Raw genomic sequence first — 23,113 nt, forward strand, 5'->3', positions numbered from 1 at the left:
TTCGACCAACTTACATTTGAGCAGGTAATTTCTGTCTCTTCTTACAACTTTATCCTGGAAGCTTTATTCTATGCAGCTTCATATTAAATTGGTATGAACTCAAGATAGAATGAGCGTAACAACTTTTTGCTCATGACGTATAGCTGATAAGCAAGAATCGTTTTTATCGTCAATAAATTTTGTAATTTTCTAATAATCAGAACTAAGTTGTTAAAAAATATTAAAATTAAGAAACAGATATTTTTATTAGCTCATGGCTACCCGGTTTACTGCCTCCCAATCGGTTGAAATCGCTGTTCCAGAGCAGCCTATTCCCATTCAGCACTACTTGCGTCAGCCTCAACGTCTAGTTAAGGCTTTGGTTGACAATAGCCGGATTCAGCAGCTTTCTCAGGAAGTATTTCGCTTGAAAATGCGTCCGCTGACTTTTATGTCATTGAGTATTCAACCTACTGTAGACATGAGAGTCTGGGCAGAATCAAATGGAATAATTTATTTGCGATCGCTAAACTGTGAAATTTTAGGTTTCGAGTATATTAACCAGCGCTTTGCTCTCAATTTAAAAGGCTATTTGTCTCCCAAAGAGTTTAGCACTGGCACTCGCCTGCAAGGAAAAGCTGATTTAGAAGTGCTGGTGGATTTCCCACCGCCATTTTCCTTCACTCCTAAGCCGATTTTAGAAGCTACTGGCAATGGTTTGCTCAAAAGCGTACTGTTGTCGGTCAAGCAACGGTTATTGAATCAACTTTTGACGGATTATCGCTGCTGGGTGATATCACAAACCAAAGATAGAGGACTTGACAGTGATAGTACTGAATTACCAATCTTGAATGCTGAGTAATTTTTTAACAAACAGAATTCAGAAGTCAGGAGCCAGAATACCCTTTTAGGGAAGCAAGCTACAGAATTGAATTCTGTAATTAGTAGAAGGTCAGTAGCTTGCTTCCCGCAGCGTATCCCCTACTAAACTATTTGATTCTGAATTCTGAATTCTGTATTCTTCTTCAATCACTCAACACTCAGACCTTTGATTTGGCAAGGACGAAAAGACTGACGATGCAGAGGCGACGGCCCATATTGTTGCAAAGCCAGCAAATGCCGCTGGCTACCATAACCCTTGTTACACTCCAGGTTGTACATAGGGTATTTTAATGCTAGACGCATTATCAGATCGTCACGCCAAACCTTAGCGACAATACTAGCAGAGGCAATAGCGAGCGATCGCTCATCACCTTTAACTATTGTTTGTTGCGGTAATAGCAAATCTTTGATTGACTGATTGCCGTCAATCAAGCAAAGTTCAGGCTGTACCTTTAACTTCAGCACAGCCCGCTTCATTGCTAACAGCGTTGCTTGCAAAATATTTATTTTGTCAATTTCGGCAGTAGAAGCAAACCCAATTTTCCAGTCTATAGCCAGCGCACAAATTTGCTGCGCTAGCTGAGTTCTCCGAGAACTAGACAATTTTTTACTGTCTTTGATTTTAGCTGCTATCAGTATTGGCAAAGCGCGGTTTGGTAAGATCACTGCTGCCGCCACGACCGGGCCAAATAGAGCGCCTCGCCCTACTTCATCCACACCTGCAACCAACCCTGGAATATCTGACAAGGTAGAAAACTCCAGCCAAGTGGATTGTTCCAAAGGCGTTGGTGATATTTCTACCATAAAGCAAATTAATTATCCTCGATCGCTGAGGAACGACGGCGGCGGCGACGGCTGGCAGTGGCGCTGCTATTAGCTTCGTTTTCATCTGCGATTTCCTTTGCGGCGGCTTTCGCAGATAAGCGTCCCGAAGGATTCACAGTTAACTCCGATGGAGATTCAGTTGTCTCTTCGATCAAAGATTTTTGTTCTGGCTCAATAACTTTTGGTGTCGGTATTTTGCTTGCAGTTATTTCAGGTGTTGCCTTTTGAGCAATAGTAATTATTTCAGGTGCTGCTTTTTGGACAATAGGTGATTCTGAGGTTGATTCAATTGGGGTTGTTGGCTGTTGACCGGGCTGAATCACATTTATAATCACAGACTTGGTATTTTTCACCTCTTGCTCTAACTTCACCAAGGGAGATATTCCCATCAAGGCAAATATATCCTGTTCTTGGAGGCTCATTTCTACAGTTCTAATTTCCGGTGGTTCTACCACTGGCTTAACTGGTTCTGCCTTGATAATTTTAGTGCGCTCTCTTTCACTCCAGCCTGGTTTACCAAGGGTGGGCGAGGGAATTTCTGGTACAACTCCTAGTTCTGGTTCTACATCCAAGTCTAAATCTGGCTCGTTAACAAAAGCTAGGGGACTGGGAACAATCCGAGCTTCATCTTTCCCGTTTAACCCATTGACACCAATTCGACTGCGGCGAGTGCGGGTACGGCGCTTATCATTCAGTTCTTGATAACTAGGATGATTGATCAGATTTAGGTTGCTCAATTCCGAGTCGCCCTCAAATACTTCCCCAAATCCATCGTATGTTTCTCGTGGTTCCGGGATGCGGGCAGATGGCTGACGTGGTTCTCGGTGAGGTAAGGATACAAAACGTTCGCGCTCTGGTGTCTCTGCCGGTATTGGCAATCGGTTTTCGATTTCTCCAGGCAGACGCACGGTATGTCCTAAACCGCCACAGGTGGGGCAAGTTTCACCAAACAATTCGTAAATATTTTGACCCTGACGTTTGCGGGTCAGTTCTACTAAACCCAGTTCGGTAAGTTGGGCAATCTGGGGACGAGCTTTGTCTGCTTTGAGTGCTTTATTAAAATGTTCGAGAACTTGCAGTTGGTCGCGTCGCGATTCCATATCGATAAAATCAACGACAATCACCCCGGCGATATTTCGCAGACGCAACTGGCGAGCAATTTCTGTTGCTGCTTCGCAGTTTGTCCACAAAACTGTTTCTCTAGCTGTCGCCGATCGCGTAAACGAACCTGAGTTAACATCGATTACGGTTAATGCCTCCGTCGGCTCGATGATAATGTAACCGCCAGAAGGTAGGTCTACCCTTGGTTTCAGGGCTTCTCTAATCGCAGCAGTGATGCGGAAGTATTCTAAAATTGGGGAGCGATCGCGATGATGGTCAATCAACAATCCCTGCGGTGTTTGACCGCCACTCCAATTCTGCAAGTACTGTTTGACGCGCTTCAAACCAGTACTGGAATCCACGACAATCCGATTGACATCCGCGCCGTACATATCCCGCAATACGCGCTGGATAAAGTCATCATCTCGGTTGAGCAATGCTGGAGCACGGGTGGAATGGGCTTCCTGCTGAATCGCTTCCCATTGCTTTTGCAGCAATTCCAAATCTTCCATAATCGCTTCTTCGGGTTTGCCTTCTGCTTCTGTACGCACAAGCAAACCCATTCCCGCCGGCTTAACCAAAATCGCCAACGCTCGCAAGCGGTTCCGCTCACTTTCACTTTTAATCCGTCGGGATAAATTTACGCCCCGACCGTAGGGCATCAGTACTACGTAGCGTCCAGGTAAGGTGATATTACCCGTGAGCCTGGGCCCTTTTGTCCCCGTTGGCTCTTTCATTACTTGCACCAAAACTTTCTGTTGTGGTGCAAGTAGTTCTGTAATTGCCGCTGCGGTGCGCTTGAGCTTTAATGGCCCCAAGTCGGTAACATGAATAAAACCGTTGCGCTCTGGGTCGCCAATATTGACAAAAGCTGCATCTATCCCAGGCAATACGTTTTCTACTACTCCTAAGTAGATATCACCTATTTGATGATGACCCGTAGCAACAACGAGTTCTTGTATTTGATCTTCAGAAAAAACCGCAGCAATTTGGTGCTGCTCCGCGATGATAATTTGTTTCGGCATTCAATTTCCTCAAAAATTGGCAGCACTTACAGGTTTGAGGTTTGTTGTATCAAGCCCGGTTAATTACTTAATAATTCAAAACTACTTGCGTCTCCGCGTCAGTTTTAATTAACAGTGTTTCTCGGTTTGATATTATACTTTCGCTGCCCTCGCAACCCTCAAAAGGCGCTACTGAATAATAAAAATCGCAAATCTGAGCTTCTAAGTTAAATAGCTATTGGCGCTCTTAAGAGCGTTTCTACGGCTGATTATTCCAGAACTGCTGCATATCGTTTAAGCAATTAAATCAACCGTCCGTGGTTGATTTGTGATGCAATACCCTCAAATCTTGAGAGTTCTGAGTTGAAAGTTCTAAATCCTGAGTGATCATTTTAACTCAGGATGCTTTATTTGAGAGTAACCTACTGAATTCGTTAAGAAAAAGAAACTATTTCTATTTTCCATTCCCCGGATTTATCTTAGGGTTATATTCAGATTCGCCAATCGCTAACCTGCCTTGAGCGGCTCTAGCCTAAGACAAGCAGTGCTTTGCGCGTCTCGTGAACGTCTACAACAAGTCGGCATAACCGACATCAGTTGCTTTAACTCTAAAAAAGTAATGCACTAGCTCTTGGGCACTACCTGGATTAGACATTCAGCAGTTGTTTAAAAGCATGGATTTAGAGAAGCTAACCGAGCCTGCTGTTAGTTACTGATTCACAAGGTAGCTATAGAGAGAGTGTGCATTCTTTAATCTGCTTTTTATTTGTCCAGGATAAAATCCTAGAAGTTGCACTCTAATATCTTTGCTTTCGCCCCCTGAATATCAGGGTTGTGAACCAGCTAATTCAATGCAGCGCCAGAAAATTTCTCTTCACCCTATTCTAACGCAACCTTGCTAAAAATCAATTCCTGTGAGCTGCCATCTTAGGACAACTACTAGCAAGTTGCCCTACAGGGATTATATCCCTAAAATTAGCCGATTGCGGTGGATGTGCAGCAGTTGAAATTCTACACCAGCCACTGTCTCTAGCATAAACAGGATTTGTTCGGGACGCAACAGCAAACCGTCCTGGCGATAGCTACCTAGATAACGGATTACAGATGACATAGATTCTGCAATGCTATTGTGAGTTTCTACTAATTCCAGTTCAAACAAGCGATCGCGCAGATTTATTAACTGGCTTTTACCTGATTTAGTTATTTGCTCGTACCAAAGTTCCTCTTTTGCTTTGATTGTATCAATCCAGTTTTGCCATTGTATGGGTGTTGTTTCTGCAAGTGCTGCTACAGTAATCAAATACTCTGCTGACTCTAGCAGTTGGGTAGCGGCACTAGCTTTTAAATCTATCTGCTCCACATTATATATAGGTATGTCTGTGGGCATTTCACGAGCCAACTTTCTGAAGAAAGTATCAACTTCCACTGGCACAGTTAACTCAAAATCTGCAATTTCACCACTGCTAGTAGCCCCTAAAGCCAAAGCAGTTGCTAGAGAAATGCGTGGCATTGGGTGAAACCCACCAGTAAAAGCAATTGGTAAGCCTGCTCGCCGCACAACTCGGTCAAACAGACGGATTAAATCTAGATGGCTCATCAAAGCCATATTACCTTGTTTGCCAAACCAAACTCGCAGTCTTTGCGCCTTAGTTGTATTGGGGACAAATTCGCCAGCAAATTTTGGGATAGCAGGTGATTCAATCACCACGTTATGGCCAAAATCGGTGCCACAGACGCCACAATGAGAACAACCTTCAAAAGAGCAATCGGGTACAATTGCAGCTTCTAGAGCGCGTTGTAAGTCTTCTTTGAGCCACTTTTTATCAATCCCGGTATCAATATGATCCCAAGGTAGGGGAATATCGAGGGAGTGCTGAGTGCTGAGTGGGGTATTCTCCTCTGCTTCTTTGCTCTTCTGTGCCTCTGCGTGAAACAAATTCCATTCGCCATTTTCTACTTGGCGGTATTTCCAATCTAAATCGGCCTGGGCGATCGCAGATCCCCAAGCGCCAAAAGCTCGATCTAAATTTTCATACCAGGAATCCATACCTGCACCTAATTCCCAGGCAAGACGGACTACTTTGCTCAAATTGCGATCGCCTCGTCCCACAAAATCTTCCATTGCCGAAATGCGGACATCGGTAAAATTTACCTTCACTGCCTTTATTCGGCGGAATTCTTGCCGTAACAGGTTTTGTTTGCGCTTAAATTCAGCGGTAGAAACTGAGTGCCACTGGAACGGTGTATGGGGCTTAGGCGTAAAGTTAGAAATTGTCAGGTTAAAGTTTAGGGGTTTTCTACCCTTCCCTCGACATTCTCGCTGTAGCCAGCTTACCGTTTCCGCAATGCCCACAACGTCAGCATCCGTTTCACCCGGCAAGCCAATCATAAAATACAACTTTATTTTATCCCAGCCTTTCTCCCAAGCGGTTTTCACCCCTCGCAACAATTCTTCATTCGTCAACCCCTTATTCACAATGTCTCGCATCCGCTGAGTACCAGCTTCTGGAGCAAAAGTCAGTCCACCTTGCCGTGTACCTCCAAGGATATTGGCAATATTCTCATCAAATCTGTCTACCCGTTGGCTTGGTAGAGTCAGAGAAATGTTTTCATCTTTTAAGCGATTTTTGATTTCCATCCCTACTGCTGGCAGGGACAAATAATCAGAACAACTCAGAGATAGGAGGGAAAACTCATTGTAACCAGTTGCCCGCATACCCTGTTCAATTGCTTCTACAACCTTATCGGGTTCTACATCCCGTGCTGGTCGAGTCAGCATTCCTGGTTGACAGAAGCGACAGCCACGTGTGCAACCACGCCGAATCTCAATGGTCAAGCGGTCATGAACCGTTTCTACGTAGGGAACCAAACCAATAGAATATGCTGGTATGGGAGTTGCAACCCGTCGCAGAATTCGTTTTGGCACGTCTGGGCGACGAGGGTGAACTGAGCCATCCTCTGCCATGTCGTAAAACTGAGGGACATATACGCCTGGTATCTGTGCCAAATCCAGTAACAGGTGTTCCCGACTTAATCCTGCTTGTTTGCCTTCTTCTAACACCAAACCAATTTCTGGCAGCAGTTCTTCTCCATCTCCAAGGGCGATAAAGTCGAAAAAGTCAGCATAAGGCTCAGGATTTGATGTCGCTGTTTGCCCACCAGCGAAAATCAACGGAAAGGATGACTGGGTATCGATAGATTCCCTACCCCCCTGCCCCTCTGCCCCTCTGCTCCCTTGCCTCTCCCGCCACGTCAAGGGAATTCCTGCCAAATCCAACATTTCGAGGATATTAGTTGCACCCAGTTCGTAACTGAGGCTAAAGCCTAAAATGTCGAATTCTGTCAGCGATCGCTTTGACTCTACCGCAAACAATGGCGTATTAGTTTCGCGTAGTTTGGCTGCCAGGTCTTTTCCTGGGAGGTAGGCGCGATCGCACAATTGACGCGGTTGGGCATTCAAGACGTTATAAAGGATGATGTGCCCTAAATTAGATGCACCGACTTCATATACTTCTGGGTAGGTTAAAACCCAACGTATTGCAGCCGTATCCCAAGGTTTGTGTACTGCTAACAGCTCGTTACCTAAGTAACGTGCTGGTTTTAAAATATCCGATGTTATTAATTTTTCAACTGCAACAACCACTGTGCTATCTTCTAGCTACCTTAATTACAGCTACCCAACCCCAACATTAGCATTGAATTAGGTCTTCTAACAGATTTTATCGTTGCAACTTACAACTCCTTTACATAAAGTCCGTTTATTGCCTGAATCTTTGTGCTTTTACATAAAGTTATGTTTGGGCCAATTCGGCTTCAGCTTCTAATATTTCAAATACCCTATCAAGTTGGGTCAGTTCAAAAATAATTCTAATTTGTGGAGCAACAGCGCGAAGTTGGCAACTTCTTCCTAAAGTAAGAGCCAGCTTGTGTGTAGATAACAATGCCATCAACCCCGCGCTATCTAAGGATTCTACTGCTGCGAGGTCTACTACCAAGATGGAAATACCATTTTGCGCCAACGCTGTAGTCAAATCTCGTTCAAATTCCAAGGCGTTTGCAGCATTTAAACACCCTTGGGGGCGAATGACTGCAATCTTGGGATAGTTAAGCACTGCCTGCATAGTTACATCCTATTAAGAATTTTGAAGCGTCAAACTAAGGATTATTTGAACATAAACTCTATTTTGTTGCATCGACCATACGTCTTAGCTCTCTTTGCTGAATCTTTATTGCTTTAGTATGTCTGTTTAAAGATTGTTATAATTCCAGGTTAAAATGTGATTATGTATACTTTTTTTTTATCTCAGTTCAAAAACAATCAACTATAGACGGCCATAGAGCAGACAAATTATCAGTAACTATGCTGATAAACCTTGCTTAGTCTATAACTAAAGCTAATTTAGCCAAGTCTTAACGGTAGGTTAAATCTTACACTTTAGCGTTGCTGATGGCATACAGCAAAGTCATAGTGAATTATCTATCTAACTAATTAAATTGTGATATATATCACTGATAAATTAGTATTTGGATCACTCTTTATACTGAGGATGATCTGGGATGATTAGTGTCATATTACAGTTGGGTTATTACTTATGAGAACTCAGTACGCTATTCGTAAATTGGTAGAAAAAGCTCTTGACATTAAAAAACTAACTCCTGAGATAGAGAATGAAATTAACTCAGAACTGACGGAACTGGGTTATATTTCTGATGTTGATTACGAAGCCCTAGAATTATTAATGGCAGAGATGGATGCTGGGCGAATCCAGTTGGTTCCTAGCCTGGGATTTTAAAATAATTTATAATGACGCTCTTTCTACGTTCGCGCAGGGTGTCGCAGACAGAAGTTATGTGTAGTTTGCTTCTCTGTAAGAAGACGAGGACTCCCTAACGTAATTCGTAATTAAATCTAGCAGGGGGATAAAAGGCTAGTATTTTTCTATGAGGTTGATTATCTAAATACTTAAAGTGGCGTAAACTGTGCTAAAAAACCTTTACATTGTGCATTCTATCGAAAATCGCCATACAGTTCGCTAAACGCCTAAAAAAATTCCTCCCAATCTGTTTGCTGAATTTGTCCACAAGCAAAATGAACTCGTTGCTAAGGGAGTTGATATCATCAATATGGCTGCTGACGAGCCAGATAAACTAGACTTTTAGTCATATCCTTCAGATGATGTATCAGGCGATTGACAACGCTGCTAACCACAATTATCCACCTTACGAAGAGACGAAATAATTTCTGGTGCGAAGGATGTAGCAATCGAATTTCACAGTCTTCAACGCATGAAAAATGCTGGCATTCGCTACAGTTGAGGAAGATGCTGAGAATTAGAGAGTGGGGACTGGGAAGACAAGGGGACAAGGAATAATTTTCAAGAAGTCTCTATATTGTCTATTCCCAACGCCCCATACCTCATGCCCCATGTCCTATGTCCTATCCTAATCCCCAATCGCCAATCCCTCTTGATAGGCTTGCCAAAGTTGGTGAATAAACTGATTAAGTTGCTGCTTTGCGGCTGAATCAGGTTCAGTTTTTAGTTCTTTCGCTAAAAGTTGGCTTAAGAAGGTAATTACTTCTGTGTCTAATGCTGGGCGAAATAAATTGGCGGGCCAAAGTAAGTCAGATGCATCTCGCAAATCGGTAATTAGAGGTGATTCTTCTATGAAAGTAACCATTAATAAAGGACGCACCCAGCACAACTGGCGGGAAACTACAAATTGAATGACTTCTGCATACAGGTTCCTGTCGCCATACTCTAGAGACACAATTTGTCCTGGTTGAAGAAAATCTAGGCTCATGTCCATCTTGGGCAGGGGCAAGGATTGTTTTGCTTGCAACTTCTTTAATCTTAAAAGTGAAAATGCGCTACGTTTAAGAAAAGCTTCTGTAAGATTAGGGTAGCACTCTTACGGCAGCCATGTCTTAGACGTGTTACGCAAAACTAATACAACCAATCCCTGCCAGCAAAGGGTTTTCCTCGCATAGTATCTGAGCAGAAATACTATAGAATAGGTAAACAACTGTTGAGCGATCGCAAAACAGAGACTTTGTTGTAGTGAAATAACGAGAAAAGAGCAAAGAGCCGTGTCAGTTGAAACTATTCAAAAGCCTTCTACAACCCGCAAGCTCGCGCCTCGGTATCGCGTTTTGCTCCATAACGACGACTACAACTCTATGGAGCATGTTGTACAGTCGCTAATCGCCACTGTACCAAGCCTTACCCAACCCCAAGCTGTGAGCATCATGATGGAAGCCCATACTAACGGGCTAGCTTTAGTCATTACTTGCGCCTTGGAACACGCTGAGTTTTATTGCGAAACATTGATAAGTCACGGTTTAAGTAGCACGATTGAACCTGATGAATAGTCATTGGTCATTGGTCATTGGTCATTAGTCGAAATTTACAGTATTGGCTGCTGATTAGTGACTTATTTAGTATGAAAGAAAACCTTGTCCGTTTAGCCGAACGCCCTGCCCCTATCAGGCTGGGCTGTTTTATTTTGACTTTACTGTTGCTATGGTTGCCATTTGCTACACCAATATACTTACTAGTGCATGATTCAAACTTAGAAAGTATATTGACATTGGTATTGTTATATGCAGTATTTATTTTTCTCCTGAGATTATGGGGTAAATATGTCTACCAACAGCCCCAAATTCTGGGACATTATGGCTTGGAATTCACGCGGCAAAATGGTGTGGATTTACTGCGTGGCTTGGCTCTGGGGATAATTAATATTCTGATACTTTTTGGGGTAGAAAGTTTATTGGGTTGGTTGGTGTGGCAACAACCGAAAGTTTTTTTGCTGAAAGTTATTTTAGAGGGTTTACTTGTTGGCTTAGGTGTTGGATTTGCTGAGGAATTGTTATTCCGAGGCTGGTTGTTAGATGAACTACAACGAGATTACAGTCTGCGTGTGGCACTGTGGACAGATGCAACAGCCTTTGCTACATTGCACTTTATTAAACCCTTGGAGGCAATTATTCATACACTGCCGCAATTTCCAGCTTTAGTACTGCTGGGGTTAACGCAAGTATGGGCAAAGCGTTGGCGGAGGGGACGCTTGGGTTTACCAATTGGTTTGCATGGTGGTTTCGTATGGGGTTACTACATTATTAATGTGGGTAAATTAGTGAAATATTCTGGTCAAGTTCCTGATTGGGTAACTGGTGTGAATAATAATCCCCTGCAAGGAGTGATGGGAGTGTTGTTAATGAGTGTACTAGCTTTGGCGATACGAGGGCGAACTGAGCGATCGCGTCATATATGAAAATACAAATATTAATCGTATCAGCTTTATTACTTACTTTTCTTTCTAGTTGTAAAAATTGTGAGGCTAAAAAAACTTCAAATCCGGCTCATGTGAAGCAGTTGCTAACAACTAAAAAATGCCCCAAGTGTGATTTAGGTGGTGCTGATTTAACAAATACTGATTTAGCTGGAGCAGATTTAAGAGAAGCTGAACTGACAGATGCTAAATTAGATGGTGCAAATTTACAAGGATCTGATCTACGCCAAGCAGAGATGCGATGGACTGATAAATCTGAAGATGATCGTGGAGAATCTGGATTCTCAGAAATCGGTGATATTGATTTTAGTTGTAATGCTGATTATAAAGTTTCTTTAGAGAAAGTTAACTTACAATCAGCTAATTTTTCTGATACTAATCTCTCTGGCTTATTTATTTCTGATAGTAATCTCCGTGCTGCAAATTTAAGTGGTGCTAACTTAAAAAGCGCCTACCTGACAGGTTTAGATTTAACGGGAGCAAATCTAAATCAAGCTAATTTATCTTACGCGAGCTTCGGCAATGTTAACCTTAACTCGGCAAACTTACAAAATGCTGATTTAAAGTACAGCGAATTAATTGTCAATGTCAACTTAAGAAATATAGATTTAACTGGTGCTAGATTAAATGTTGCAAAATTGGATGGAAATGATTTAAGAGGTGCAAACCTCCGTGATGTTGACTTTACTCAAAGTAGCGTAGATAGAACAGACTTTCGTCATACTAAAAATCTGACAACCGAGCAGATTAAATTGGCACAAAATTGGGAAGAAGCAGTATATGACGAAGAATTTCGCGCCAAATTAGGACTACCTGCTTGCAAAACTAAGTTAGGTAAATATTTGGGATATCCTTTCATTTTTAGTAAAATCAAGAAAGGATGTTTTCAAAATTAATCAGTTGCCTTGTTCCCAGGAGTACATATTTGTCAGCTACAGCACGCAGCATCAAATATCCTCCCGTGGAAAATTAGCCCATTCTTCGCTACGGGCTACATCAACTTTTTCTGTGGAAGGTGCGTTTCCTAAATTAGCACAGAGTCTCCATAAAGATTGGCGGGGATTAGAATAATTCACCTTGTGCGATCGCACCTACGCCACATTTTTGACTGAGATCATTCCTTCATCACACCACTGGATCGGTAGCCATCTGTCAGAATCTTTATCTAGTGCTGGCTTGAGACGGAAATTAAAAACCTCTTGCCATAAATTTACTCCATACTGGGATACAAAATTTGCCTCCAGTTCTTTAAACTGTTCTCATTGCCGATTTGCGATCACAGTCAACATGGGAACGATCGCGGTGATTGAGACTTGTGCAGTGACGGGTGTCATTCTGGGTAATCCTCGAAAATACAAATAATCGGCATAGGTGGTTTTTTGGTGCAATGTTTACGCAAGCGTCTCAACCACTGTCCCCACCACACAAGCTTTATTCAAATTAACGCCGTTCAAATTTGTACCTTCTAACTCTGCACAGAGTAAATTCGCCCCCGTTAAATTCGCCCCCGCCAAATTCGCCCCCCGCAAGTCGGCTTCTTCGAGGTTTGCTTCACTCAATAACGTTCCTTGCAAATCGGCGCGACTCAAGTCTGCACCTTTGAGATTTGCCCCAGTCAGGTTTGCACCGCGCAAGTCAGCACCGCGCAAGTCTACGCCTTGCAAGTTCACATTCATCAAATTAGCACCACTCAAGAAAGCACCTACCAATGACACATCACTGAGTCTGGCTCCCATCAAGTTAGCACCACGCAAATTGCTACCTCGCAAGTCAGCACCTGTTAAATCTGCTTGCATCAGGTTTGCTCCCATCAAGTTCGCTCGCAAGTCGGTTTGTTGGAGGTTGGCTCCCATCAAATTTGCCCCCTCCAAATGCCCTCCTTCAAGTTTAGAACCAGCGAAATTAGTGCCGACAAGGGTAGCACCAGCAAGATTAATCCGGCTTAAATCCAGTCGGGAGAGTTCCTCGTCTTCTAAATTCGCCCCTGGAAGTTGTTTGAGTTTTCCTAATTTAATGGCTTCAATATTCATGTAAAGTAACTACCAATCTCTTCACTGATCTTACTGTGGCTATCCCATTGGGAATCAAGTATCCAGATGCCGGCGCTGAATTTGGGTGTCATCAAGGGTAAGTCGAGTCCCTGTTGTAAACCCATAACTAATAAAGCTAGGGTATCTACAAGTTTAGGGTCAAAGCGAGTAGATTGTTGCTGTCTGCACTCATCTAAAGCTTGAGTAAATATCTGTTCCCGGCTTTGATTTGACGATTTTCGCTGATTGAGTCGCCACTGAAAATCTGCTAATAATGCCAAAATTCTCGACTCTAAGGGAATTTCATCTCCAGCTAAACCTGCTGGTTCCCCTGTGCCATTCCACCACTCGCTTTGGTGAGTAATAATTTGGGCAACTGCTCGCAGTCGGGGCATAGTTCGCAATACTTGCGCCCCTGGTACTAAGGGACAAGTTAAGGGAGAACTGGGGGCATCTTCTTGGTAGCGTGTAGATATACCGCCAGTGAGAACGCTTTCTGCTTTTTGCAACGGATCTATGCGATGTAACAAAGCCGCTAGCCGCAATCTCTTAATCTGCCATGCGGGAAGATCCAAAAGCTGGGCGATCGCTTCGGCAAGAACTACTACTTCCGCAGCTGCCATTGGATTGTTGACATCTGCCATATCCATCAGTTGCGCCATTCGCAAAAAGGCTTGGATTTCGTTAGAAACCAAGTTGCGATCTAGGGTTTGTTTCTGAAGGGCAGTGGGTATAGATAAATTTTCTTGCCCAGTCTGGAGATAATCTACTACACGGGAGACAACTGCACCTAAATTTTGGGATCTGTCCATTGACGGTACAATTTGCTGTTTATCAGCTGTGAGTTTTTCCGCCAGTTCTGGGTTGTATTTTTTGATGTGAGCGATCGCTATTTCTGCTGTCTCTCGCACTAACTCTGGCTCAAATGTCCACAAGCCATAGAATTTGCGCTCTAAGTCTGATGTCGGTACTCCAGCACTGCCATAATCAGCCTCTGATAATTCTTGACAAATTACCATTGCTGTGTAATTAGGCGATAAAATAATTAAGTGCCACTCCTGTGCGACTGGATCGCCTGCATCTAATCCTACTAAGTCTACATTGGGTAGCTGGCTGGTAGGATGTTCAGCAAAGCCAGATTCAGCGGCAGCCATGATGGCAATTTGGCAACTACATTGGGCGATGTCTGCATATCGCCCGGCTTCTTGTAGATACCATTTACCTTGTTGGAAGGCTGCGATGACTAAGGGCGTACCGTCATCGGTTAAGATATGGTCTTCTAAAGCGTGGCACAGGGCAACTAAGGTATTTTTGTAGTAAACACCGAATCGAATTGGCCTGGTGGTATGGCGATGAGCTGCTTCCAGCTGTTGTAGGATTGAACCTTCTAACATGGGATTTGGTAAAAATAACCGCAGAGGCACTGAGGAAGATAGAGGGAGAAATTCAGAATTCTGAATTTCTTCACATTTTAGTGTTTTCTAGGATACACCTGCTAACTGTTTTTCTTTCGTCTCTAATGGTGCTGTCAGCGCTGCTTCTAAGTCAGCACAACCCAGTTTTTCTTCTAAGATTTTCATGACTTCGCGCCCGAAGTCATTGGGGTTTTGTTGCCAAGCTTGCAAGCATACTTCGCCAAAGAATGAACCAAGGGGTTCAGGATTCCAGAGAAGTTTTTTGGCTGTCCACGGCATCAAGCTCATTGGATCGTACCCTGGTTTGAGGATGCCTTCTTTGAAAGCGTATTCTTCTAAATGGGTATGGGGTTGTAATCCAATAAAGAAGATGGCAGGTTCGACTTTATCAGCACCAAAAATCCGTTCTAGTTCGCGGTGGTAAGCGATGGTTTGGCGGATGGTTTCGGGACGTTCGTCAATGACGTTAAAGGAGTAGTTGACAGAAACTAAGTCGTTGAAACCAGCAGCTTTTAAGTCACGGCAGTTTTGCAAGACGGTTCGCAAGTTATACCCCATCCGCATTTTCCGCACAAGTTCTTGAGAACCACTGGTAATCCCGATTTCAAAGTAGTTCATCCCGGTTTTCGCCATCAACTCACACAGTTCGGGTGTCAAATTGTCGGCTCTGATATATGCTGCCCAGTGGATATCTGTCATACCAGAATCGACGATTTTTTGCAATAGTTCTACAGCATCGGCGATAAATTTTTTTGCGGGGATGAATTGGGCATCGGTAAACCAGAAATTGCGAATGCCGCGATCGTATAATTGGCGCATCTCAGCAACTACTTCATCTGCTGGGTTGATGCGTACTTGTTTGCCTTCGACAACGGTGTAGACGCAATAACAACAGTTGTGAGGACAACCACGCTTCGTTTGTACACCTATATAAAAGTCTTGCTCTTGCAGGTAAAAGTTAAATTCCGGCCAGATGCTTTCGATATAGTCGTAGTTACAAGCTGTTTTTTCTATTGGGGTGGGTTGTTCGTGAATTAGCCGTTGACGTGGTTGAGTTTCTCCGGCAACGTAACAGCGTTCATCTCGAAAATCTTTGCCACTTAAAAGTTTTTCCAGTAGGGTTTCGCCTTCACCCACAGAAATAATTGTCCCTTGGGGTAAGCTTTTACCTAATTGCTCGTAAAATACGCTGACTGCACCACCACCGACAACTACGCGAGCATCAGAATTATATTTTTGGGCACGTTTCAAACCGCGTTTGATTAAGCTCTGGTTTTGCCACAACTCTACATAATAAGCGATGAAGATTCGCAAACCGCCCAATCCGCCGCGTAGTTTCAATAGAGGATTCTTGGCGTAGTAAAATTCAAAGGCGTTTTGCAAAGGGTTGCCACCACGTCCGCCAACTGGGGCATAAATTTGAATATCCCGCCAAGAAAATACTAGTAGTGTCGGTTTAAATTCATCAATACAGCGATCCAGAGCCGAACTGTAATCTAAAGGTGGCACTGTTCCCAAATCAAAGATGCGCTGTTCAATATTAGGAAACTGCTTGTGGACATGATCGCTTAGGTAGACAACCCCAATAGGAAAGATGGGGTTACAAGGAAGGCGAACGTAAAGAATTCGATTTTCCATCATCTGTGTTTTAACTTCCATCTTGCCAATCTGTGGAGAAAGCGAGAAAAACATTCAGTTTTAAAGTGTGTGCTTGTTTTAGTTGGTTTTATTTATCGCAATCATGCTTGACATTTCAGCCGATTATTGATATTCGCTCACCTGCCGTTAACAAGTGCGGAAAACGCTAAAATTGCTGTGCATAAAACATACATGGAATCTATAGAGAGCTTTATGAAGACATTTTTTCATATAGCTTTACCATAACATCGAGTTTATTCATTAAGCGACGATCCCTGCCGATTAATCCTGGGATAGATGAAAGAGCAAAACTCACTTCCTCGCTATGCTAAAAGCTAGGGGATCGTTGTTATGTCAATTCCCTAACAATCTGCTTTAAGAGAATTGAAACTTTTATACCAGCAAAAAATATCAAAAACTTTTATTTATAGTGTATAATTCCGAAAAAGGTGTGAATAATTACAAAAATTTCATAACTGAAAATATATCTTTAGACAGAAATAATCTATAAAGACTCAGTTGGTATTCGCAGTTACAACAACTGGGGATCAGTGGGTGCTAGGCTTGGCTAGTGTAATGTAAAATTGTGGCGTAAAGCTCCTCAGCAGTTATGGCTCAAATATTAGATCCTCTACCACCTGAGCAATCAGGAAAAATTCTCTGCTGCTACATTAATGCCACGAGCAAAATACAGGTAGCTCGCATCTCCAATATTCCCAACTGGTATTTTGAAAGGGTTGTTTTCCCTGGACAACGTTTAGTTTTTGAAGCTCCGCGAAAAGGTCAAGTGGAGATTCATACAGGGATGATGGCTAGTGCAATTTTATCCGATAAGATTCCGTGCGATCGCCTGATGCTCGAAGAACCCAGTACTAATGAGTTTGATACAGACTCATCAGATGAAAAAGACCCTTTTAATACCAAACTAATGGTGCAGCAAATTAATACAAAAATTGGAGATACTACAAAACCCTTGCAAATCCTTGGTTTAGCCTCGGTTGATTAAAAAAAACAATTTTATCTAAATTTAAGGGTTGCTAATTCAGCAGCCCTTTTTGTTTACTTTTTGTTTATTATTTATTGGGTATGGGGCATTGGTTATTCTCATTGTCTCCCTCATCTCATCTACAATCATTCTTATGAATCTGCCTTCATTTCTTTGGTTGTGGAAAATAGCGGCCTGGTCGATGGGGTTGTCCCTGCTGGCATATCTAATGTTAGCAATCACCGGCGTTTGGATGTTTCGGACGAGAACTTCGCAACAATTTCCTTTTATTACGCCATTTATGGGCGGTAATAAAGGGGTGCGATCGCTCCACTATACAATGGGCATCAGCATGGTAAGTTTAGTCTTATTATTGTTAGCGATCGGCATTGTTGGCACTTTAGGGCACTTTGGCTCACTAGGACACTCGTCACATTTGGTTGCTGGGTTAATAGTCGTAGCATTAGTTTTACTGTCTGCTTTCAGTGCCACCCAAATTAGTGCCAGACGACCTTGGGCTAGACCCTTACACATCAGCGTAAATATTATTCTGTTTGTAGGATTTGCCTGGGTATCCCTGACTGGTTGGATTGTAGTGCAGAAGTATTTACCGTGAACTACCATACATCAACTACCAGGAACATAGACCTACCCTACAATGAAGAAAAGAATTGTAATTGAGCCGTGACAGCAAACTCAGCCAATATCTCAGCTTCTATTTTTCGTCTGTCTCCTTTGATTCGGATAACGTTGCTGAGTCTATACATAGCACTCACAGTCCCATTACCTTTTTTATCGCAGGTAACAGCTGCACCCGTACCTCCAGAATTATTGTGGATAGGGATTGGCATCGGTTTAGTTGCCTTGTACGCGGTATTAACTGAACAAGTAATGGTAGATGACGAGGGAATTCAGGTTACTTACCCCGCTTGGGTGCCTCGCTTTTTTCGTAAAGGCTGGTCTTTACCTTGGTCACAAGTCAAAGAGTTAAAACCCCGCAGCACTGGACAAGGAGGGCTAGTTTATTACTTCCTCAGCCAGGATGGGAAAGCTTATTTACTACCGATGCGTGTAGCTGGATTTGCCCGTTTGGTACAAATTGTCCAAGCAAAAACGAGCATTGACACCACAGATGTTCGCCCTTTAGCGCAGCCCTGGATGTACCTGATTTTACTGGGATGCACACTGCTGCTACTATTAGTCGATGGCTGGGCGATCGCTACAGCTTTAACTAGTACACAATTAACTTAGGTTATTTCTCTGCAATCCTCAGTCCCGTTGAATACAGCAAAAGCCATACTCAGGCTAGAGCAAGTTAATCTGTTTACAAAGCTGAAAACCCAACTTCCCGGCAATCAGCAAGGGTATCCCATATTGCGAGATATTGACTTGGAAGTATTTCAGGGCGATGGCTCCGCCAACGCCTGCGGCGAACGCATTGCCATTGTAGGCCCAGTAGGCGCTGGGAAAACTTCGTTATTACGCCTCATCAACCGCCTAATTGAACCCACGAGTGGTAAACTCTATCTAGAAAATCAAGAATATCGCCAAATTCCCGTCATCCAGCTACGGCAGATGCTTGTACTGGTATTGCAAGAATCAAAACTGTTGGGGATGACAGTTGGGCAATCCTTGGCTTATCCTTTAGTTTTGCGTGGTTTGCCCAAACAGACAATTCAGCAACGAGTCAATCACTGGACAGACCAACTGCATATTCCCAATGAATGGTTAGAGCAAACAGAGGTGCAACTTTCTGCGGGACAACGACAACTAGTAGCGATCGCTCGTGCCTTAGTCATCCAGCCTAAAATATTATTATTAGATGAGCCAACCTCTACCCTCGATACTGGTACGGCTTCTCATCTAATGCAAGTCTTAACCCAGTTGAGTCAAAGTCATCAAACCACGATTCTGATGGTAAATCATCAACTGGAACTAGCCCAGATGTTTTGCACTCGGTTATTACACCTACAACAAGGTCATTTATTCGCAAATCAAAGAGCCTCAGAGATAGACTGGATTGAATTACGAAAAAACCTGATTCAAGCAGCATCTCAAGACGATTTTGGATTTTAAATTTTGGATGAGACAGGAATCAGGAATCGTTTTCTTACTCCCCCTCACCCCAGTACTCAATGCCCACTTGCCCTGAGCGTATCGCTAAAGCGAAAGCTCCGCTAACGCGTAGCGTCTCGTAGAGAAGCCGTTCGCGTAGCGTCTCGCAGAGAAGGGATGCCCAATGCCCCATTCTACACTTGACTACTAGTAAGTGTTGAACGTTGATTATTAAATCTCTCTCTAGCTAACTTTGTTGTTTGTGACTGTGAAATATTGGTATTCAAAATTTCCATGTTAAAACGGTATCCAACATTGCGGATAGTTTGAATCAAATTGGGTTGCCGGGGATCGAGTTCAACCTTTTTCCGCAGCGATAAAACGTGAGTATCAATGGTACGAGGGTTATCGATAGCGTCAGGCCAAGCACGACGCAGCAATTCCGATCTACTTAGAGGTACTCCTCCAGCTTGTGCCAAAACGTACAGCAAACTGAATTCCTGGGGCGTTAAGTCAATAAACTCCCCTTGGAAACGGACACGACGCTGAACTAAATCGATTTGCAAAGTGCCATAATCCAAATAAGCTGGTGCAGTAGGTGTACGCTTCCGGCGAATCAGTGCCTCTACCCTTGCCAAAAACTCTTGCATCCCAAAAGGTTTGCTCAAGTAATCATCTGCACCCGCCTTTAAACCTGCGACTATATCAGCTTCACTATTACGGGCAGATAGCATTAAGATTAGAGGCTGTTGCTGACGATGCAACCAACGACAAAACTCAATGCCATCACCATCAGGCAGGTCTGCATCTAAAACTACCAGTGTTGGTTGATGGCTTAAAAATACTTCCCTTGCTTGATAAATACTGGCAGCTTGATGCACGCGGTATTCCAGTTGTTGCAAGTGCCAACCCAACAACGACCTTAAATGGGGATTCCCCTCAATGATTTCTATACAAACCGAACCCACGGCGGCAAGACCCCTTAGCGTCGATGACTTTCAAAGTAACAAGCCCATCTCTAAGGTTTTGTAGCCTTTGTTACTTCAAGTGCCATTAACTTTACATTTCCTAATAAAATCAGTGGCAATATATTTAATTTATGCCTTGCCAATAGGGGATGAGAAATATTATTAAATTTTTATTAAATTTCTCGAAAGTATTGTTAGACTTAGGAAAAGTTCTTTTAACTTAACATTTTGCTTTTAGATGGGTGTAATGTGGCAAATATGTATAACCCAACCAGGTAACAACAACAGCTTTTCAACCTGATGGTAAAAGTGAATTTTTTCGCAAAAATTTAGTGCTCCCATCCAGGAATATAACATCAATACAATTGGGCTGTGATTGTGAAAATCAAAAAAATAACTTAAGCAGCTAACTAGAATTGATGTTTTCTGGAATAGGATTAAAGTAGCTTGTAGCTGCTATAAGGGTAATACCCAAAGTAGATGTGTTGACTTTGAGTTTATGCCAAAGTGAAATTACACTTCACTTTTTAGCGTGAATCATTTACAATTCTCATTCCAAAGAGATTAATACAGCAGTTATGCTCCAAGACACACAAACCATCCGCTATTACCAAAGACTCACCGATGCCTTCATCGAGTTATGGAATCGCGGTTATCGCACGGATGACATGCGGATGTATTTGGATGGATATCTAGCCGCACTGCGACATAGCAACGTCATTGAACCTTTTCTGATTCATCGCCTAGAAGAGGAGGCCAGCCGCTTCTTGTACGATGGATCGAACTTTGCAGTGCCGCAACCACAACCACAACCCGATTACTACTAAGTACCATTTACCTGGTCATTGGATAGTAACCGTTAATTACCGCAGATGATTATAGCATATTATCTGTATTGGTCAACGGGTTGTCGTGGTGTGAAATTTTGGAGATATTGTATTGATTAAACGCATCCCCTCAGCCCTATATTGGTTTTGCCAATTAGACTGAGGGGATTGTTGTCTAGCAATAAAATCAAGTCCAACAAAGAGTATTTTGCCAGAAACCGATTAAAAAACCCTTGAAAGGGGAAATAAATAGTATCTCTCCTTTCAAGGATATAAAAAACGGTATATTGCCTTGATTGCGAAGCGCAAATTCAGCAGCATACCCTTTAGTTTTGGTAAAGAGATATTACGAAGCTAACGCTACTTCTACCTTTTCCTGCAATTCACCTTTTTGGTACAGTTCAATCAAAATGTCAGAACCGCCAAGGAATTCACCATTGATATATACTTGGGGAATTGTCGGCCAGCTAGAGTATTCTTTAATACCTTGGCGAATTTCCGGGTCTGATAGAACATCAACCGTCTCAAAGGGAACTCCCAAGGTATTGAGAATTTGCACAACGTTGTTAGAGAAACCACATTGGGGCATTAACTTGTTTCCCTTCATGAAAACTAAAATCTTGTTTTCTTGTAGCAAGCTATCAATTTTGTCTTTGAGTTCTGGTGTCATGGTATTTATGTTTCCTATGTTGGATTCAACAGTGAGGAGTGAGAAGTGAGGAGTCAAAATTCATAACTCCTAACTTCTGACTCTTATTTACGAAGCTGCTGTTGCTTGCCAAGCTTCGGGAGTGTATGTTTTCACCGCCAAGGCATGAATTGCTTCAGTTGACATAGCTTGACCCAACGCACCATAAACTAACTGGTGCTGTTGCACTAGTCCTTTACCTGCAAAGTGCGATGAAACTACTGTCACTTGATAGTGGTCGCCGCCACCAGTCAAGTCTTGCACCTGAACCTGTGCGTCTGGCAGTCCCGCCTTGATCATTTCCTCAACCTGTTGCGGACTAATCATCGCAATTCCTGAAAAACTTACTTTTCTATTATTAACAGATATAGAGCAAATGCCTGTGCCAACTTCAGGCTTTGGCAAGGCTGTAGATAAAGCCGCCTTTGAGGTGTATTGCTTGAGAACGCTCAGGTTTTGGTTACGGCGGATAGCTCTATCCTAGCACTGGGGCGCTCCCAAGCGACTGGTTAAGGAAATGTGAGTAGGGAAAAACAGACAACAAAAATTTAATTTATTTTTTTGGGGATGAAGAAGATGAATTACCACCTTCTCTGGGATAGGGAGAATCAACAAAACCCAACTCAAACAACTGTTTATAAGCTTTCTTGCCTAAATCCCGTGTCGGGTTTTGACTTTTAATTATTTGAACTAACAACGGTACAGCTAGTTCTGGCTGATTTTGTGCCCGATGTACCAATGCTAACTGAAAGGTGGCTTCATCTCGCTTTTGGGCTGTTAATAGAGCTTTTTGACGCTGAGAATCAGACACTCTGTTGTCAATTCCCGAAAAGCTAGAATTTAACTCTTGATAAAAATTAGATAGCTGATTATAAACTTGACGTGCTTCTTGCAGTTTCTTGGCAGCTAAGGTGTAGTTTTGAGCAGAAACGGCTTGTTCTGCATCTTTTACTAAGCGATCGCCACCTGCAATGCTCAAAAGGCTGTTACTTTCGGTTATGGGGCGGAGGTTATTAGGATCGTTGGGGTCAATGGGTTGTGGTTGGCTGGTAGTGCCTGGTGACTGTGATACCTGAGCATTCACAGGTGATAGCAGGCTGAGGACTGCTATAACTGATAAAACAGTACGGTGCATCAAGGTAACAGCGACAGCAGTGTTCATGGGATCAATTAGTGCGACAACTATACAAAAGAGTTATGGAAACTTCGGGTATCTTAACTCTGTTTTGGCCTTGGACAAAGCAAAGTTACATCCTAAGTATCTCTGATTTAGACTAAAAATCAGTTTAATAGAGTTCCCATTACCCCTGTATACCAACTAACTTATATCGCTGTGATGAGTGATACCTAGGGGAGAGTGCGTCCCATCTGCTTAACTACCACCTTTCCTCCTCAATAATTATCTCAGGTTAACCGGGATATT

General features: G+C 42.9%; 24 protein-coding genes. 10 read left to right on the forward strand and 14 right to left on the reverse strand.

Features of this window, described 5'->3' with window-relative positions:
- Positions 1-253 precede the first annotated feature (253 nt).
- A complete protein-coding gene (locus V7K53_RS27560; protein WP_335200676.1) occupies positions 254-841 on the forward strand; it encodes a DUF1997 domain-containing protein in 588 nt (195 codons plus the stop codon).
- 167 nt (positions 842-1,008) lie between these two features.
- On the opposite strand, the gene V7K53_RS27565 is transcribed toward V7K53_RS27560, so the two are convergent.
- The 4 genes from V7K53_RS27565 to V7K53_RS27580 all read right to left on the reverse strand — a co-directional run bounded on the left by V7K53_RS27565 (position 1,009) and on the right by V7K53_RS27580 (position 7,912).
- Positions 1,009-1,665 carry a ribonuclease HII gene (locus tag V7K53_RS27565; RefSeq protein ID WP_335200677.1) on the reverse strand — a complete coding sequence of 219 codons (657 nt, stop codon included), beginning with the start codon at positions 1,663-1,665 and terminating at the stop codon, positions 1,009-1,011.
- Positions 1,666-1,673: 8 nt separating this feature from the next.
- Positions 1,674-3,812 carry an Rne/Rng family ribonuclease gene (locus V7K53_RS27570; protein ID WP_335200678.1) on the reverse strand — a complete coding sequence of 713 codons (2,139 nt, stop codon included), beginning with the start codon at positions 3,810-3,812 and terminating at the stop codon, positions 1,674-1,676.
- A gap of 940 nt (positions 3,813-4,752) precedes the next feature.
- On the reverse strand, positions 4,753-7,434 hold the full coding sequence (locus V7K53_RS27575; protein WP_335200679.1) for a TIGR03960 family B12-binding radical SAM protein: 2,682 nt from the start codon (positions 7,432-7,434) through the stop codon (positions 4,753-4,755).
- 148 nt (positions 7,435-7,582) lie between these two features.
- Positions 7,583-7,912: an STAS domain-containing protein gene (locus tag V7K53_RS27580; RefSeq protein WP_335200680.1), complete on the reverse strand. Its 330-nt coding sequence runs from the start codon at positions 7,910-7,912 to the stop codon at positions 7,583-7,585.
- 471 nt (positions 7,913-8,383) lie between these two features.
- On the opposite strand from V7K53_RS27580, the gene V7K53_RS27585 reads away from it, so the two are divergent.
- On the forward strand, positions 8,384-8,584 hold the full coding sequence (locus tag V7K53_RS27585) for a hypothetical protein (protein WP_094349495.1): 201 nt from the start codon (positions 8,384-8,386) through the stop codon (positions 8,582-8,584).
- Between the two features lie 649 nt (positions 8,585-9,233).
- Here V7K53_RS27585 and V7K53_RS27590 read toward each other — a convergent pair.
- On the reverse strand, positions 9,234-9,599 hold the full coding sequence (locus V7K53_RS27590) for a hypothetical protein (RefSeq protein WP_335200681.1): 366 nt from the start codon (positions 9,597-9,599) through the stop codon (positions 9,234-9,236).
- A gap of 280 nt (positions 9,600-9,879) precedes the next feature.
- On the opposite strand from V7K53_RS27590, the gene clpS reads away from it, so the two are divergent.
- From clpS to V7K53_RS27605, 3 genes are all read left to right on the forward strand, one after another.
- A complete protein-coding gene (gene clpS, locus V7K53_RS27595; protein ID WP_012410249.1) occupies positions 9,880-10,161 on the forward strand; it encodes an ATP-dependent Clp protease adapter ClpS in 282 nt (93 codons plus the stop codon).
- Positions 10,162-10,232: 71 nt separating this feature from the next.
- Positions 10,233-11,066: a CPBP family intramembrane glutamic endopeptidase gene (locus tag V7K53_RS27600; protein ID WP_335200682.1), complete on the forward strand. Its 834-nt coding sequence runs from the start codon at positions 10,233-10,235 to the stop codon at positions 11,064-11,066.
- Positions 11,063-11,980 carry a pentapeptide repeat-containing protein gene (locus tag V7K53_RS27605; protein ID WP_335200683.1) on the forward strand — a complete coding sequence of 306 codons (918 nt, stop codon included), beginning with the start codon at positions 11,063-11,065 and terminating at the stop codon, positions 11,978-11,980. The genes V7K53_RS27600 and V7K53_RS27605 overlap by 4 nt, the downstream gene beginning before the upstream one ends.
- A 51-nt stretch (positions 11,981-12,031) precedes the next feature.
- On the opposite strand, the gene V7K53_RS27610 is transcribed toward V7K53_RS27605, so the two are convergent.
- The 5 genes from V7K53_RS27610 to V7K53_RS27630 all read right to left on the reverse strand — a co-directional run bounded on the left by V7K53_RS27610 (position 12,032) and on the right by V7K53_RS27630 (position 16,188).
- On the reverse strand, positions 12,032-12,160 hold the full coding sequence (locus V7K53_RS27610) for a hypothetical protein (protein ID WP_335200684.1): 129 nt from the start codon (positions 12,158-12,160) through the stop codon (positions 12,032-12,034).
- A gap of 183 nt (positions 12,161-12,343) precedes the next feature.
- Positions 12,344-12,472: a hypothetical protein gene (locus V7K53_RS27615; RefSeq protein ID WP_335200685.1), complete on the reverse strand. Its 129-nt coding sequence runs from the start codon at positions 12,470-12,472 to the stop codon at positions 12,344-12,346.
- A gap of 3 nt (positions 12,473-12,475) precedes the next feature.
- Positions 12,476-13,114: a pentapeptide repeat-containing protein gene (locus V7K53_RS27620; RefSeq protein ID WP_335193176.1), complete on the reverse strand. Its 639-nt coding sequence runs from the start codon at positions 13,112-13,114 to the stop codon at positions 12,476-12,478.
- Positions 13,111-14,508: a DICT sensory domain-containing protein gene (locus tag V7K53_RS27625; RefSeq protein WP_335200686.1), complete on the reverse strand. Its 1,398-nt coding sequence runs from the start codon at positions 14,506-14,508 to the stop codon at positions 13,111-13,113. The genes V7K53_RS27620 and V7K53_RS27625 overlap by 4 nt, the downstream gene beginning before the upstream one ends.
- Positions 14,509-14,595: 87 nt before the next feature.
- Positions 14,596-16,188: a photosystem II high light acclimation radical SAM protein gene (locus tag V7K53_RS27630; protein ID WP_335200687.1), complete on the reverse strand. Its 1,593-nt coding sequence runs from the start codon at positions 16,186-16,188 to the stop codon at positions 14,596-14,598.
- A gap of 589 nt (positions 16,189-16,777) precedes the next feature.
- Here V7K53_RS27630 and V7K53_RS27635 point away from each other — a divergent pair.
- The 4 genes from V7K53_RS27635 to V7K53_RS27650 all read left to right on the forward strand — a co-directional run bounded on the left by V7K53_RS27635 (position 16,778) and on the right by V7K53_RS27650 (position 19,228).
- Positions 16,778-17,173: a DUF1830 domain-containing protein gene (locus tag V7K53_RS27635; RefSeq protein WP_194041932.1), complete on the forward strand. Its 396-nt coding sequence runs from the start codon at positions 16,778-16,780 to the stop codon at positions 17,171-17,173.
- 133 nt (positions 17,174-17,306) lie between these two features.
- Positions 17,307-17,768: a DUF4079 domain-containing protein gene (locus tag V7K53_RS27640; RefSeq protein ID WP_335200688.1), complete on the forward strand. Its 462-nt coding sequence runs from the start codon at positions 17,307-17,309 to the stop codon at positions 17,766-17,768.
- A 68-nt stretch (positions 17,769-17,836) separates the two neighbouring features.
- The gene (locus V7K53_RS27645; protein ID WP_335200689.1) at positions 17,837-18,403 is read left to right on the forward strand and encodes a hypothetical protein; all 567 of its coding nucleotides are present in this window, start codon (positions 17,837-17,839) and stop codon (positions 18,401-18,403) included.
- A 27-nt stretch (positions 18,404-18,430) separates the two neighbouring features.
- Positions 18,431-19,228, forward strand: coding sequence for an ABC transporter ATP-binding protein (locus V7K53_RS27650; RefSeq protein WP_335200690.1), 798 nt, complete (start codon positions 18,431-18,433; stop codon positions 19,226-19,228).
- A 173-nt stretch (positions 19,229-19,401) separates the two neighbouring features.
- Here V7K53_RS27650 and V7K53_RS27655 read toward each other — a convergent pair whose 3' ends face one another.
- Positions 19,402-20,175: a response regulator transcription factor gene (locus V7K53_RS27655; protein ID WP_094349507.1), complete on the reverse strand. Its 774-nt coding sequence runs from the start codon at positions 20,173-20,175 to the stop codon at positions 19,402-19,404.
- Between the two features lie 578 nt (positions 20,176-20,753).
- Here V7K53_RS27655 and V7K53_RS27660 point away from each other — a divergent pair.
- The gene (locus V7K53_RS27660; protein WP_099102685.1) at positions 20,754-21,002 is read left to right on the forward strand and encodes a DUF6761 family protein; all 249 of its coding nucleotides are present in this window, start codon (positions 20,754-20,756) and stop codon (positions 21,000-21,002) included.
- Between the two features lie 346 nt (positions 21,003-21,348).
- On the opposite strand, the gene grxD is transcribed toward V7K53_RS27660, so the two are convergent.
- The 3 genes from grxD to V7K53_RS27675 form a co-directional block, all read right to left on the reverse strand.
- Positions 21,349-21,672, reverse strand: a complete 324-nt coding sequence (gene grxD / locus V7K53_RS27665) for a Grx4 family monothiol glutaredoxin (protein WP_094349509.1) — start codon at positions 21,670-21,672, stop codon at positions 21,349-21,351.
- 87 nt (positions 21,673-21,759) lie between these two features.
- A complete protein-coding gene (locus tag V7K53_RS27670) occupies positions 21,760-22,017 on the reverse strand; it encodes a BolA family protein (RefSeq protein ID WP_094349510.1) in 258 nt (85 codons plus the stop codon).
- Positions 22,018-22,243: 226 nt separating this feature from the next.
- On the reverse strand, positions 22,244-22,852 hold the full coding sequence (locus V7K53_RS27675) for a hypothetical protein (RefSeq protein WP_094349511.1): 609 nt from the start codon (positions 22,850-22,852) through the stop codon (positions 22,244-22,246).
- Between the last annotated feature and the right edge of the window lie 261 nt (positions 22,853-23,113).

The sequence above is a fragment of the Nostoc sp. genome, from assembly GCF_036917355.1.
In the GTDB taxonomy this organism is placed as follows: Bacteria; Cyanobacteriota; Cyanobacteriia; order Cyanobacteriales; family Nostocaceae; genus Nostoc.